Source organism: Janthinobacterium lividum (assembly GCF_011601275.1).
GTDB classification, from domain to species: domain Bacteria; phylum Pseudomonadota; class Gammaproteobacteria; order Burkholderiales; family Burkholderiaceae_D; genus Janthinobacterium; species Janthinobacterium lividum_E.
The window spans coordinates 175,174-188,063 of record NZ_JAAOLY010000009.1 but is presented as its reverse complement, the minus strand read 5'-3'; the positions used below and the strand labels follow the sequence as shown (position 1 = coordinate 188,063).

Below are 12,890 nucleotides of genomic sequence, written 5' to 3'. Positions count from 1 at the left end.
AATTCAATGGAACGTAGTATAGGGATGTCCGACACATTTAAAAATAGAAGATAATGGAAGTATTACTTCGTAAAAATAGAAGATAGAGGATGGATCGATGAAAACCACGGGCTTCAATTACCGCCATTTGTACTTCTTTTGGGTGGTCGCCAAGGAAGGCGGCGTGACGCGCGCGGCTGAACGGCTGGGACTGGCCGTGCAAACCATCAGCACCCAGCTGGCCCTGCTGGAAAAGGAGCTGGGCAAGTCGCTGCTGCAGCCGCAGGGACGGCGTTTGGTGCCGACGGAAGCGGGCCGCTTGGCGCTCGGCTATGCGGACCAGATTTTTCTCTTGGGCGAGCAGATGCAGGACGCGCTGGCCGATGCGGACGCGGAAAAGATGCGCCTGACGGTGGGCATTTCCGATTCCCTGCCGAAACTGATGGCGTATCGCATGCTCGACGCCACGCGCAGCCTGGACCAGCCCATCAAGCTCGTGTGCCTGGAAGACGAATTCGAATCCCTGCTGGCCGACCTGGCCCTGCACAAGCTGGACCTGGTGTTGACGGACCGCGCCGTGCCGGCCGGCGCCAGCCTGCGCGTGTCCAGCCACCTGTGGGGAGAGAGCGCCATGAAGCTGTTCGGCATCCCCGCGCTGGCCGAACAGTACCGCGACAATTTCCCGCACAGCCTGCACGGCGCGCCGTTTCTGCTGCCCACGCGCAATAACGCCTTGCGCGGGCGCATCGACGAATGGATGGTGCAGCAAGGCGTGCGCCCGGACGTGGTCGGCGAATTCGAGGACAACGCCATGCTCAACGCGTTCGGCCGCAAGGGCCTGGGCCTGTTCTTCGCCTCCGCCAGCCTGGCGGCCGATATCGAGGAGCAATTCGGCGCCGTGCTGGTCGGCGACGCCTCGTCCCTGCGCGAACAGTTTTACGTCATCTCGAACGAGCGCAAGATCATGCACCCGGCGCTCGACGTGATCCTGGCGGCCATCCAGGGGACGACAAAGATTTACAAGGAAACCTGATAAATCCATTCGAAAATAACGTTTGAATAATCAATCAAAAGCGATTGTAATAAAGCCTGAGACAAACACGCGCCCAGCCCTCGCCGGAAGGGCGCGATTACCATAAAAAAACAGGAGCGGCACCATGTCCACGGCAGGCAAGACGATCGATATTCCCGATCTCATCAATAACAACAAGATCGGCTCCTTCCAGATCGGCATGCTGATCCTGTGCGGGATGTGCGTCATCATGGATGGCTTCGACGTGCAGGCGATGGGCTATGTGGCGCCCGCCATCATCGCGGACTGGCATGTGAGCAAGGCCAACCTGGGGCCCGTGTTTGGCGCGGGCCTGCTGGGCATGCTGGTCGGCTCGCTCGTGTTCAGCATCACGGCCGACAAGTTCGGCCGCCGTCCCGTGCTGATCGGCTCGACCATCTTCTTTTCCCTGTGCATGCTGGTCACGCCGCTGGCAACAAACATCGAGCAATTGCAACTGATCCGCTTCATCACGGGACTGGGCCTGGGCGCCGTGATGCCGAACGCCATGGCGCTGGCCGGCGAATACAGCCCCCTGCGCAAGAAAGTCACCCTGATGATGCTGGTCTCGTGCGGCTTTACCTTGGGTGCGGTGCTGGGCGGTTTATTGTCCGCCGCGCTGATTCCCGCCTTCGGCTGGCAATCCGTGTTTTACGTGGGCGGCGTGGTGCCGCTGGTCATCGGCGTACTGATGTTCTTCCTGCTGCCGGAATCGATGCAATTCCTGGTGCTCAAGAAACGCAAGCTGGATAAAGTGGCGCAATGGCTGAAACGCATCGATCCGACAGTGACCATCACGGCCGACACGCAATACGTCGTGCATGAGAAGGAACACAAGGGCGCGCCCGTACTGCAATTGTTTACAGGCGGCCGCGCCAAGATGACGATACTGCTGTGGGTCATCAACTTCATGAACTTGCTGAACTTGTATTTCCTGTCGAACTGGCTGCCGACGATCGCCAAGGAAGCGGGCCTGTCGACGGCGAACGCCGTGCTGGCCGGCACGGCCCTGCAAGTGGGCGGCACCATCGGCACCCTCGTCATGGGCCAGCTGATAGACCGCTCCAGCTTCCGCCGCATCCTGCTGCCGTGCTTCCTGGTCGCCGCCGTGGCCATTGCCCTGATCGGCCGTCCGGACGTGTCGCTGGCCTTCCTGTTCATCACGATCTTCATCGCCGGCTTTTGCGTGGTGGGCGGCCAGCCGGCCGTCAACGCCCTGGCGGCCAGCTATTATCCGACCACGCTGCGCTCGACGGGCATCGGCTGGAGCCTGGGCGTGGGCCGCATCGGTTCCATCATCGGCCCCGTGCTCGGTGGCGAGTTGATCCGCCTGAACTGGCCCAACAGCACGATTTTCCTCGTCGTCGCCATTCCCGCCATCGTCTCGGCCGTCATGGTCTTTGCCATGCGCGGCGGACCGCAAACGGCCGCCAAAGCGTAAGGCCAGCGTCCGCGCGCCCGCCCCTGGCGGGGTGGCGCGCGGCAAAATTAGGCTATGGCGCCCTTCGTCGTTTAAGATGACGTTTTACCAGCCCATCTTCAGCGCCCCCATGCACAATGTCTTGCTAGTCCTGCTCGCCCTCTTCCTGGTCGCGCTGAACGGTTTTTTTGTTGCCGCCGAGTTTGGCATCGTCACATTGCGGCGCACGCGCATCCGCGCCATCGCCAAGACGCAGGGATTGCGGGGCCGCATCCTGGCCAAGGTGCATGGCCAGCTGGACGCCTACCTGTCCGCCTGCCAGCTGGGCATCACCCTCGCGTCGCTGGGCCTGGGCTGGGTCGGCGAACCGGCGTTCGCCGGCCTGCTCGAGCCGCTGTTCGGCGCCATCGGCGTCACGTCGCAAGAGCTGATCCATGGCGTCTCCTTCGTCGTCGCCTTCAGCGTGATTTCCTTCCTGCATATCGTCGTGGGCGAACTGGCGCCCAAATCGATGGCCATCCGCAACCCGGAAGCCGTCGGCCTGTGGAGCGCGATTCCCCTGTACGGCTTTTACTGGGCCATGTATCCGGCCATCTATCTGCTCAACGCCAGCGCCAACTGGGTGCTGCGCCTGGCGGGCCTGTCCGGCAAGGGCGGCCACGACGCCCATTATTCGTCCGAAGAATTGAAACTGATCCTGCGCACCAGCCAGCCAGGCGAAAAGTTTACGCGCGACGAGCGCAATATCCTGGCCCAGTCGCTTGATTTCGAACAGATGACGGTGTCGGACCTGATGCGCCCGATCAATGAAGTGATCGCCCTGCACGCGTCGAACAGCCTGGAAGAAAACCTCGACACGGTGCTGCGCAACCGCTTCAGCCGCTACCCTTATTTCGACACGAATGAAGACGACGTGCTCGGTGTCGTGCACCTCAAGGATCTGTTCTTTGCCCAGCAGGCGGGCAAGCCGATCACTTCGCTCACGCCGTTTTTGCGTCCCGTGGACATCATTTCCGCACGCACGCCGGCGTTGGAACTGTTCCGCCGCTTCCGTGACGGCGCGCCCCACTTCGCCCTGATCGGCGAAAAGGGCAAACGCCCGCTGGGTTTCATCACCCTGGACAACTTGCTCGGCGCCATGGTCGGTGAAATCCGCGATGAATTCCGCCGCAATGAAAACGATTGGCTCAAGCAAAGCGACGGCACCCTGATCGGCAAGGCCAGCTTGCCCATCTTCTCGCTCGAACGCATCCTCGGCATCGATATCGAAAACGAGGAACTGGGGCTGGACGACGTGGAATCGGTGGGCGGCCTGATCATGGTCAAGCTCGGTGACATCCCGAAGCAGGGCCAGCGCATCACCTTTGTCGACTTCGACATCGTCGTCAAGAAAATGAACGGGCCCCGTATCGTGCTCATTAAAGTGATCCCGAAGCAGGAACGGGACCTGGATGCCGATTTAAGAGATTAATTACTTCTTGCTCGTCAGGGTATCTTTGCCCTGCGGCACGGTGGTTTCGCCCACCGTCCACGTTTGCAGCAAGCTGTACAGCACCGCCAGCAGGGTCGGACCAATAAAAATGCCGACGAAGCCGAAGGCCAGCACACCGCCCAGCACGCCGAGCAGCACCAGCAGGAACGGCAGGCTGCTGCCGCGGCTGATCAGCATGGGTTTCACCACGTTATCCACGCCGCTGATCAGCAATCCGCCCCACACCAGCATGAAGATACCCCAGCCCGTCTGGCCGTCATTGAACAGCCAGATGGCGGCGCCGCCCCAGATCAGGGGCGGGCCGACGGGGATCAGCGAAAAGATGAAGGTGGCCACGCCCAGCAGTGCCACGGCCGGCACGCCGGCGATCAAAAAGCCCACCACGGCCACCAGCGCCTGCGCCAGCGCCGTGCCCAGCAAGCCGTACATGACGCCGCGCACGGTGCGGCTGATGGTCAGGCCCACGCCCGGCGCGCTGTCGCCGATGATGCGGCCGGCGCCCGTCATCAGGGCGCGGCTCAGTTGCTGGCCGTCGCGGTAGAGAAAGAAGCTGACGAACACGGCCAGGCTGGTCTGCGCCAGGCCCGTACCCAGCAGGATGCCGCCGGATGCGAGGAAATGGCGCGCCGGTTCCAGCATGGTCTTGCCCAAATTGAGTAATTCCTCGCGGTCAGCGAGCAGACGCTCCACGTAGCCAGCGATGGTTTCGCCCACCACGGGAATGCTGGCCAGCCAGGCCGGCGGATGCAAGCCGCCCGATTCCAGCGCGGCGCGCAACTGTTCATAGATGCGCGACACATTGTCGGCCAGGTTATAGGTGACGAGGGCCAGCGGCAGCACGATGACGAGCAGCAGCGACAGGGTCATGATGGCGGCCGCCCAATTGCGCCGTCCCTTCAGGCGTTCCAGCAGCAACAGGTACAAAGGCCAGCTGGAAATGCCCACGCAGGCGGCAAACAGCATGGCGGCGAGGAAGGGCCGCAAGACGAAAAAGCAGCCGATCAACAGGAAGATGATGGCTGCCAGGCGGGCGTGCGGCTCGAAACGTTTGTCCATGTACTGCATATCCTGAAGATGGCGCCTGGGGGCGCGACCGGATCAGGATAGCAGAAGTTTAAGATCGTGCGCGATGGCGGCAGGCTTTTCGCCGTGGCGCACGAACAGGCGGATCTTGCCTTCGCGGTCGAAGACATAGGTGCCGGCCGTGTGGTCGACCGTATAGCTGCTGTCCGTCTCGCCCTCGACCTTGGCGTAATACACCTTGAATTCCTTGGCCACCTTGGCCGTCGCGGCAGCGTCGCCATACAGGCCCACGAAACGCTTGTCGAAGGCCGGCACATACTGCGCCAGCAATTCCTGCGTGTCGCGCTCGGGGTCGACGGTGACGAACAGCACTTGCACCTGGTCCGCCTGCGGGCCCATTTCCTGCATCACCTGGGCCATGTCAGCCATGGTGGTGGGACACACGTCCGGGCATTGCGTGTAGCCGAAGAACATCAGCACCAGCTTGCCCTTGTAGTCGGCCAAGGTGCGCGGATGGCCAGTGTGGTCCGTCAGCGCGAACTCGCGCGCGTAGCCGAGGCCCGTCACGTCCGTGTTCTTGAATGCCAGCTTGGTCGCGGCAGGTTTGCCGCAGCCGGCCAGGACGGCGACCAGCGCGGCCGCCAACAACAGAGTCAGGTATTTTTTCATGTGCCGAGAGGAATGTAGTGGTCGACCAGCAAGGCCGCGAACAGCAAGGCCAGGTAGATGATGGAAAACGTAAAAGCCTTGCGCGCGATCAAGTCCGTGTAGTGGCGGTACATCTTCCACGCGTAGTACAGGAAGCCGGCGTTGAGCACCACGGCCGAAGCCAGGTAGATCAGGCCGCTCATGCGCACGGCGTACGGCAGCAAGGTGGTGGCGGCCAGCGCGATCGAGTACAGCCAGACGTGGAATTGCGTGAATTGCATGCCGTGCGTGACGGGCAGCATGGGCAGGCCCGAGCGCGCGTAATCGTCGCGGCGGTACATGGCCAGGGCCCAGAAGTGCGGCGGCGTCCAGACGAAAATGATCAGCACCAGCAGCCACGCCTGCATCGGCACGTCATTGGCGACGGCGGCCCAGCCCAGTGCGGGCGGCATGGCGCCGGACAGGCCGCCGATGACGATGTTCTGTGGCGTAGCGGGTTTGAGCACCATCGTGTAGATCAGGGCATAGCCGACAAAGGTGACAAAGGTCAGCCACATGGTCAGCGGATTGACGAGGTGATACAGAATCGCCATGCCCAGGCCGCCGATCACCAGCGCGAACACCACCGTCTGCTTCACCGTGATGTCGCCCATGGCCATCGGGCGGCGCGCCGTGCGGGCCATGCGCGCATCGATCTCGCGCTCGGCCAGGCAATTGACGGCAAACGCGGCGCCGGCCAGCAGCCAGATACCGATGGTGCCGAACACCACCGCGTGCCAGTCAGGCAACTCCTCGCTGGCCAGGAACATGCCGATGACGGCGCAAAACACGGCCAGTTGCGTCACGCGGGGCTTGGTCAGCGCCCAATACTGGGCGATACGGGGGGATGGTTTACGGCTGATGGTCTGAGTAGTCATTTATGCGGTACGGGAAGGACTGGCTGGTGCCGAGGGCACTGGCGCGGAGGCGGAAGCAGATTTCCGCGCTACATCGAGTTGGAATTTAGCCTTGTAGTTTAACATGGTCAGCAATAACACGAGCAGCGCCGCCCCGCCGTTATGCATGACGGCGATCGACAATGGCCAGCTCAGGTAGATGGTCGCCAGGCCCGTTGCCGCCTGCAGGGCCAGCACCAGCGCAACCCAGCGGGCCGTGCCGCGCAAGGACGGCAGTTTCCATGCGCGAAACACGGTGTAGCCGATACCGGCCAGCACGATGAAGGCGAAATTGCGGTGTACCCAGTGGATGGCCGTCAGCGCGGAAAACGGCAAGTAATGGCCGGCGGCCGTCTTGCCCAGCTCGCGCCACAGATGGAAACCATGCTCGAAATCCATTTCCGGAATGACCTTCCCGCCGCACAGGGGGAAATCCGTGCAGGCCAGGGTGGCGTAGTTGGTGCTCACCCAGCCGCCCAGCGCGATCTGCACCGTCAACAGCACGAGCGAAAAGATGGCCAGCGCACGCACGGGGCGCAGCACGGCAGCGTCCGCATCGGCGCGCAGCAAGAGTTTCACGGCATGATCCTGGCGCCCGCCCAGCCATGTGAGCATGGCCAGCAAGCCCATGCCCAGCAGCAAATGGATGGTGACGATCACGGGTTGCAGTTTCAGGGTGACGGTCCAGGCGCCGAACGCACCTTGCAGGCAGACGAACAAAAACAGCGCCGTCGGCAGCGCGGGCGCGAATTCCGCGCGGCGGCTTTTCTTCCACTGGCGCCACGCCTGCACCATCATCGCCACGATCAGCACGCCTATGGCCATGGCCAGGTAGCGGTGCGTCATTTCGATCCACGCTTTCACCACCGTCACGGGGCCCGTCGGCATCAGCGTTTCCGCCGCGACGATATGCTCGTGCGCAAGGAAGGGATTGGCCGAGCCATAGCAGCCGGGCCAGTCCGGGCAGCCCAGGCCGGAATCGGACAGGCGCGTAAAGCCGCCAAACATGATCAGGTCGACCGTCAAAAAGACGGCGATCCACACGAGCTTGCGGTATTTATTGGCGTCCGCGGACACCCAGACCATGGTCAGCGGCAGCAGCGCCACCAGCAGACCCGTCAAGCCCAGCTGGGCCAGCGCGGAGAGATGCATCGTCGGCATGCAGACCCCTCAACCGATCGCCGAAGCTTTGAGCAGCTTGGCGATGTCTTTCTTGACCTTGTTCGGGTCCGCGTCTTTCGGGAAGCGCATCATCAGATTGCCCAGCGGATCGATCAAATACAAATGGTCGCTGGTCTTGCCGCCCGGCTCCACGGGCAGCCAGGCTTTCAAGGCGTCGCCATTGACGCGCAACATGCTGGTGCCATCGAATTCGCGCATCACGAGCGTATCGAGCGGCTGGGCATCCGTCACCAGCCAGACCCGTTCCAGGCGCTCGCGTTCCTTGCCCTGCATGAGACGCAGTTGTTGCATGTCAAACAATTGCTTCTTGCATGCTTCCTGGCAATCGGACGGCCCCGTCTGCAGCAGCACCCACTTGCCCTTGAATTGCGCCAGCGGCGACGCCTTGCCGTCCAGTTCCGTCACGTGCAATTGTTCTTCCGGAATCGGATGCAAACGCGGGTCGATCAGGGCGCCGTAATTATTGCGGCCCGTGGGTTTGATGATGTAGTACGTGAAATACGAAGCAATGATGGGAAACGCGCACACGGCCACGACGGCCAGCAGTTTCCACCGTCCCGTATTTTGTGCCTGTTTATTGGTGCTGTCTTGCGTTGTGTCAGGGCTGTTTGTTTGCACGTCGAAATCCTGTAAAGACAAAAAATAAAAAAGCCATCAGTGCCAGTGCATACCACTGGAAGGCATAGCCGCGGTGCTTGTCGGCGCCCAGGTCGGGTGCCGGCCAGTCGCGCACGGGAAGCTGGCTGGACGCAGGCGCCGTTGCTCCGTCGACTGTTTGTTCGAGAATGAAAGGCTGCAAGACCAGGCCGCTGGCCTGTGCCAGCTGGCCGATATCGGCATTTTGCACGATGGCGTGCGGCGCCAGGGCAGGCGCCGTGCCCAGCTCCATCACATGGCCCGCGTTCAGGCGCGCGATGCCGGTAATGGTGACCGTGCCGGCCGGTGTCGTGTAATCGGGGATGCGCGTGCGCTCGGCATTGTTGCGCGGCAACCAGCCCTGCGCCACCAGCACGTGCATGCGGGAAGCCTCGATCTGGAATGGCGTGAGCACGTGAAAGCCGGCCTGGCCCTTGTAGGGGCGGTTGTCCAGGTACACCGTCCAGGCGGGCACGAAATGGCCCGTGACGGTGACCCGGCGGTATTCGATCGCTTGCGCGTCGGCCGGCAGCATGGGCGCGGCCGTCAAGGCCAGCGGCGCGGCATGGTTGCCCGCCTCGAGCCGGGCGGCGCGGGCGACTTTTTCTTCGGCACGGCGCTGCTGCCATTGCGCCAAAGAAATCCCCAGCGCCACCAGTAGCAGCATTACAACAAATGGAATCCATCTAAAATGGAAGCGGATACGCATTACAATGAAACCTCCTCAAGCCTGGCGCTACCATCCATGAAAATCCTCGTTGCCATCGCCTTCATCCTGATCCTGGGCAGCCTGGGCTCGGCCCTGTTCTTCCTCATGCGCGACAAGGGCAAGAGCAACCGCACCGTGCAGGCGCTGGCCCTGCGCGTGGGCTTGTCGATCACCCTGTTTTTGCTGATCCTGCTGGCGCATCATCTGGGCTATATCCAGCCGACGGGAATTCATTAACACCGACATTGCCTGATTGGCAAATTCTTCACACTAAGAAAAAAGCCGTACCCAGGATGTCCCGGTACGGCTTTTTTTTATGGTGCAGGTGCAAGCGCTAACTGCGCGCGCCCTGCCCCGCCATTATAACCAATACACGACCACGTACAGGCCCAGCCAGACGACGTCGACAAAGTGCCAGTACCAGGCGGCGCCTTCGAAGCCGAAGTGATGCTCGGGCGTGAAGTGGCCTTTCAGCACGCGGTACAGGATGACGGACAGCATGATGGCGCCCAGGGTCACGTGGAAGCCGTGGAAACCCGTCAGCATGAAGAAGGTGGCGCCGTAGATGCCCGACGTCAATTTCAAGTTCAGTTCGCTGTAGGCGTGCATGTATTCGTAGACCTGAAAGCCCATGAAGATGGCGCCCAGCACGATGGTGGCGAACAGGAACAGGGCCGTCATGGCGCGGTGGCCGGCGCGCAGCGCGTGGTGCGAGATGGTCAACGTGACACCCGACAGCAGCAGCAAGGCCGTGTTGATCGTTGGAATCCAGAACGGCGTCATGGTGGTGAATTCCTGCACCGTACCGGCCGGGCCCGTATTACCCCAGTGAGCGGCGAAATCGGGCCAGATCACCTTGTGGTCGAGGTCGGCCAGCCATGGCATCGAGATGCTGCGCGCATAAAACAGGGCGCCGAAGAAGGCGGCGAAGAACATGACTTCCGAAAAGATGAACCAGCTCATGCTCCAGCGGAAGGAGTGGTCGATGCGCTCGCTGTACAGGCCCTGCTCCGACTCGCTGATGGCGTCGCCGAACCAGAAATACAACACCACCAAGATGCCGGCGATGCCCAGGTAATTGACGTACGGGCCCCAGGAGACGTCGTTGACCCAGGCCGAGGCGCCGATCATGGTCAGCAGCAGGCTGGCGCCGCCCAGCATGGGCCAGCGCGACGGGCCGGGTACGAAATAATAAGGTACGGCGGCGTGGTTGGAACTCATCATCATCTCCTCAAAAACTTATAGGGTGGTTTTTTATAATTTATAAAACGACGAATTTAACAATTGAAATCAGGATGCCGATCAGGCAAGCCACCACCAGGAAGCCGGCGATGACGATGTGCACGGGGTTGAGCTTGGCCGAGTCCGTATCGAAATCGCTCTTGCGGCGCAAGCCCGTGAACGACCACACGACGGCCCGCAGCGAATACAGGAACGACGCTTTTTCCGGCTGCTTGGATTCGCCCATGCCACTCTCCTATTGGACGGCCGGCGTCTGAGCCTGGCTCAAACCGGCAATCTCGAAAAACGTGTACGACAGCGTGATGGTCTTCACCTCTTTCGGCAGGGCCGGATCGAGGAAGAACACCACCGGCATCTGCCGCGCTTCGTTGGCCTTCAAGGTCTGCTGCTTGAAGCAGAAGCACTCGACCTTCTTGAAATGCGGAGTGGCGCTTTGCGGCGCATAGCTGGGAATGGCTTGCGCGTTGACGACGCGGTTTTGCGTATTGACCACTTCATACATGACGGTCACCAGTTCGCCCGGATGCACCTGCATGCTCGAGACGGTCGGGCGGAAGCGCCATGGCCCCTGCGCATTGCCGTCGAACTCGACGGTGATGCTGCGCGTCGTGTCGACCTGCGTATTGTTGTCGTAAGCCACCGTGCCATCTTTTTGCGTCAGCACGTTGATGCCCATCACTTCGCAAATCTGCTTGTAGACGGGAATCAGGGCATAGCCAAAGCCGAACATCAGCACTGCAATGACGAGCAGCTTGCCCAGCATCTTGCGGTTCAGGCCGCGTGTTTCCTGTTGGTGGGGCGTCGTCACGTCAGAGCCACATGCGCTTGACGAACACGGACAGGAAGAAGAAGGCCGCCAGGGCCCCCAGTATCAGCCCGGTACGCAGGTTGTTCGGTTTTTTACGTTCGGTCATGACAGGCACTTTATTCAAGACGGGCCGCGCAACACGCCGGCCCGGGATACCTCATTTCACTGTCGGCGGCGTTTCAAACGTGTGGAAAGGCGCCGGGCTCGGCACGGTCCATTCCAGGCCTTCCGCGCCTTCCCATGGTTTCGCCGGCGCAGCCTTGCCGCCGCGGATGGTCGGCAAGACCACGAAGAACAGGAAGTACACCTGCATCAGGCCGAAACCGAAGCCGCCGATCGAGGCGATCATGTTGAAGTCCGTGAACTGCGCCGGATAGTCGGCGTAGCGGCGCGGCATGCCGGCCAGGCCCAGGAAGTGCATCGGGAAGAAGGTCACGTTGAACGTGATCAGGGACAGCCAGAAGTGGATCTTGCCGCGCGTCTCGTTGTACATATGGCCCGTCCATTTCGGCGACCAGTAGTAGAAGCCGGCGAACAGGGCGAACAGCGAACCGGCCACCAGCACGTAGTGGAAGTGCGCTACCACGTAATAGGTATCCTGCAGCTGGATGTCGATCGGCGTGACGGCCAGGATCAGGCCCGTGAAGCCGCCCATGGTGAATACGAAGATGAAGCCGACCGAGAACAGCATCGGCGTCTCGAACGTCATGGAACCCTTCCACATCGTGGCGATCCAATTGAACACTTTCACGCCTGTCGGCACGGCGATCAGCATGGTCGCGTACATGAAGAACAGCTGGCTCGTCACCGGCATGCCGGTGGTAAACATGTGGTGCGCCCAGACGATGAAGGACAGGATCGCGATCGAGGCCGTGGCGTACACCATCGAGGCGTAGCCGAACAAAGGCTTGCGGGCAAACGCGGGCAGGATCTGCGAGACGATGCCGAAGGCCGGCAGAATCATGATGTACACCTCGGGGTGGCCGAAGAACCAGAAGATGTGCTGGTACATGACGGGGTCGCCGCCGCCTGCCGCATTAAAGAAGGAGGTGCCGAAATGGCGGTCCGTCAGGGTCATGGTGATGGCGCCGGCCAGCACGGGCATGACGGCGATCAGCAGGTAGGCGGTAATGAGCCAGGTCCAGCAGAACATCGGCATTTTCATCAGGGTCATGCCCGGTGCGCGCATGTTCAGGATGGTGACGATGATGTTGATCGAGCCCATGATGGACGAGGCGCCCATCAGGTGCATGGCGAAAATGGCCATGTCCATGCCAGGGCCCATCTGCGTCGACAGCGGCGCATACAGGGTCCAGCCGGCAGCCGTGGCGCCGCCCGGCACGAGGAAGGACGTGGCCAGCAGCAGCGCGGCCGGCGGCAGCAGCCAGAACGAGAAGTTGTTCATGCGGGCAAACGCCATGTCGGACGCGCCCACTTGCAGCGGGATCATCCAGTTGGCGTAGCCGACGAAGGCCGGCATGATGGCGCCAAACACCATCACCAGGCCGTGCATGGTGGTCAGCTGGTTGAAAAATTCAGGGTGGAAAAATTGCAGGCCTGGGTGAAACAGTTCCGTACGGATCATCAGGGCCAGCACGCCGCCCGACAGCAGCATGATGAACGAGAACCACAGGTACAGGGTACCGATATCCTTGTGGTTGGTGGCAAACAGCCAGCGGCGGTAGCCGGTGGGATGATCGTGGGCATGGTCGTGATCGTGACCGGCGTGGTCCAAGGTGCTCGTGCTAGTACTCATATGCGGCTC

Annotated in this window: 15 protein-coding genes; 4 read left to right on the top strand and 11 right to left on the bottom strand. The window is 61.5% G+C overall.

What is annotated here, in order from left to right; translation table 11 throughout:
• The first annotated feature begins 97 nt into the window (after nucleotides 1-97).
• The 3 genes from nhaR (at nucleotide 98) to GYK42_RS15710 (ending at nucleotide 3,921) form a co-directional block, all read left to right on the top strand.
• Nucleotides 98-1,012, top strand: coding sequence for a transcriptional activator NhaR (nhaR, locus tag GYK42_RS15720; protein ID WP_166448239.1), 915 nt, complete (start codon nucleotides 98-100; stop codon nucleotides 1,010-1,012).
• Between the two features lie 124 nt (nucleotides 1,013-1,136).
• Nucleotides 1,137-2,471: an MFS transporter gene (locus GYK42_RS15715; protein ID WP_166448238.1), complete on the top strand. Its 1,335-nt coding sequence runs from the start codon at nucleotides 1,137-1,139 to the stop codon at nucleotides 2,469-2,471.
• 109 nt (nucleotides 2,472-2,580) lie between these two features.
• Entirely contained in the window at nucleotides 2,581-3,921 is a 1,341-nt protein-coding gene (locus GYK42_RS15710; protein WP_166448237.1) for a hemolysin family protein, read from the top strand.
• Here GYK42_RS15710 and GYK42_RS15705 read toward each other — a convergent pair whose 3' ends face one another.
• The 6 genes from GYK42_RS15705 to GYK42_RS15680 are packed head-to-tail and all read right to left on the bottom strand — an operon-like array spanning nucleotide 3,922 to nucleotide 9,075.
• On the bottom strand, nucleotides 3,922-4,998 hold the full coding sequence (locus tag GYK42_RS15705) for an AI-2E family transporter (RefSeq protein WP_046683518.1): 1,077 nt from the start codon (nucleotides 4,996-4,998) through the stop codon (nucleotides 3,922-3,924).
• Between the two features lie 42 nt (nucleotides 4,999-5,040).
• Nucleotides 5,041-5,634, bottom strand: coding sequence for an SCO family protein (locus tag GYK42_RS15700; protein WP_058050739.1), 594 nt, complete (start codon nucleotides 5,632-5,634; stop codon nucleotides 5,041-5,043).
• Entirely contained in the window at nucleotides 5,631-6,530 is a 900-nt protein-coding gene (gene cyoE, locus GYK42_RS15695) for a heme o synthase (protein ID WP_035824745.1), read from the bottom strand. Before cyoE ends, GYK42_RS15700 begins: the two co-directional genes overlap by 4 nt.
• A complete protein-coding gene (locus tag GYK42_RS15690; RefSeq protein WP_166448302.1) occupies nucleotides 6,531-7,700 on the bottom strand; it encodes a COX15/CtaA family protein in 1,170 nt (389 codons plus the stop codon).
• A gap of 18 nt (nucleotides 7,701-7,718) precedes the next feature.
• Nucleotides 7,719-8,348, bottom strand: a complete 630-nt coding sequence (locus tag GYK42_RS15685) for a cytochrome C oxidase subunit I (protein WP_166448236.1) — start codon at nucleotides 8,346-8,348, stop codon at nucleotides 7,719-7,721.
• Entirely contained in the window at nucleotides 8,329-9,075 is a 747-nt protein-coding gene (locus tag GYK42_RS15680; protein WP_166448235.1) for an SURF1 family protein, read from the bottom strand. Before GYK42_RS15680 ends, GYK42_RS15685 begins: the two co-directional genes overlap by 20 nt.
• Before the next feature lie 36 nt (nucleotides 9,076-9,111).
• Between GYK42_RS15680 and GYK42_RS15675 the strand changes: the two genes are divergently transcribed.
• On the top strand, nucleotides 9,112-9,312 hold the full coding sequence (locus tag GYK42_RS15675; protein WP_046683386.1) for a twin transmembrane helix small protein: 201 nt from the start codon (nucleotides 9,112-9,114) through the stop codon (nucleotides 9,310-9,312).
• 123 nt (nucleotides 9,313-9,435) lie between these two features.
• Here GYK42_RS15675 and GYK42_RS15670 read toward each other — a convergent pair whose 3' ends face one another.
• From GYK42_RS15670 to ctaD, 5 genes are read right to left on the bottom strand one after another with little or no spacing between them, the layout of a single operon-like run.
• Nucleotides 9,436-10,296 (bottom strand): cytochrome c oxidase subunit 3, encoded by an 861-nt coding sequence (locus tag GYK42_RS15670; protein ID WP_166448234.1) that lies wholly within the window; start codon nucleotides 10,294-10,296, stop codon nucleotides 9,436-9,438.
• A gap of 40 nt (nucleotides 10,297-10,336) precedes the next feature.
• Nucleotides 10,337-10,543 (bottom strand): DUF2970 domain-containing protein, encoded by a 207-nt coding sequence (locus GYK42_RS15665; protein ID WP_034749002.1) that lies wholly within the window; start codon nucleotides 10,541-10,543, stop codon nucleotides 10,337-10,339.
• A 9-nt stretch (nucleotides 10,544-10,552) separates the two neighbouring features.
• On the bottom strand, nucleotides 10,553-11,125 hold the full coding sequence (locus GYK42_RS15660) for a cytochrome c oxidase assembly protein (RefSeq protein WP_082654690.1): 573 nt from the start codon (nucleotides 11,123-11,125) through the stop codon (nucleotides 10,553-10,555).
• Nucleotide 11,126: 1 nt separating this feature from the next.
• Nucleotides 11,127-11,231 (bottom strand): cytochrome oxidase small assembly protein, encoded by a 105-nt coding sequence (locus tag GYK42_RS29285; RefSeq protein WP_211551746.1) that lies wholly within the window; start codon nucleotides 11,229-11,231, stop codon nucleotides 11,127-11,129.
• Nucleotides 11,232-11,282: 51 nt separating this feature from the next.
• Nucleotides 11,283-12,881 (bottom strand): cytochrome c oxidase subunit I, encoded by a 1,599-nt coding sequence (ctaD, locus tag GYK42_RS15655; protein WP_034749009.1) that lies wholly within the window; start codon nucleotides 12,879-12,881, stop codon nucleotides 11,283-11,285.
• Between the last annotated feature and the right edge of the window lie 9 nt (nucleotides 12,882-12,890).

Bases quoted from the DNA above. Each gene is read 5' to 3' on its own strand.
- GYK42_RS29285 (WP_211551746.1), bottom strand. From the start codon at position 11,231: ATGACCGAACGTAAAAAACCGAACAACCTGCGTACCGGGCTGATACTG.
- GYK42_RS15670 (WP_166448234.1), bottom strand. From the start codon at position 10,296: ATGAGTTCCAACCACGCCGCCGTACCTTATTATTTCGTACCCGGCCCG.
- GYK42_RS15665 (WP_034749002.1), bottom strand. From the start codon at position 10,543: ATGGGCGAATCCAAGCAGCCGGAAAAAGCGTCGTTCCTGTATTCGCTG.
- GYK42_RS15675 (WP_046683386.1), top strand. From the start codon at position 9,112: ATGAAAATCCTCGTTGCCATCGCCTTCATCCTGATCCTGGGCAGCCTG.
- GYK42_RS15710 (WP_166448237.1), top strand. From the start codon at position 2,581: ATGCACAATGTCTTGCTAGTCCTGCTCGCCCTCTTCCTGGTCGCGCTG.
- GYK42_RS15705 (WP_046683518.1), bottom strand. From the start codon at position 4,998: ATGGACAAACGTTTCGAGCCGCACGCCCGCCTGGCAGCCATCATCTTC.
- GYK42_RS15700 (WP_058050739.1), bottom strand. From the start codon at position 5,634: ATGAAAAAATACCTGACTCTGTTGTTGGCGGCCGCGCTGGTCGCCGTC.
- GYK42_RS15690 (WP_166448302.1), bottom strand. From the start codon at position 7,700: ATGCATCTCTCCGCGCTGGCCCAGCTGGGCTTGACGGGTCTGCTGGTG.
- ctaD (WP_034749009.1), bottom strand. From the start codon at position 12,881: ATGAGTACTAGCACGAGCACCTTGGACCACGCCGGTCACGATCACGAC.
- cyoE (WP_035824745.1), bottom strand. From the start codon at position 6,530: ATGACTACTCAGACCATCAGCCGTAAACCATCCCCCCGTATCGCCCAG.
- GYK42_RS15680 (WP_166448235.1), bottom strand. From the start codon at position 9,075: ATGCGTATCCGCTTCCATTTTAGATGGATTCCATTTGTTGTAATGCTG.
- GYK42_RS15715 (WP_166448238.1), top strand. From the start codon at position 1,137: ATGTCCACGGCAGGCAAGACGATCGATATTCCCGATCTCATCAATAAC.
- nhaR (WP_166448239.1), top strand. From the start codon at position 98: ATGAAAACCACGGGCTTCAATTACCGCCATTTGTACTTCTTTTGGGTG.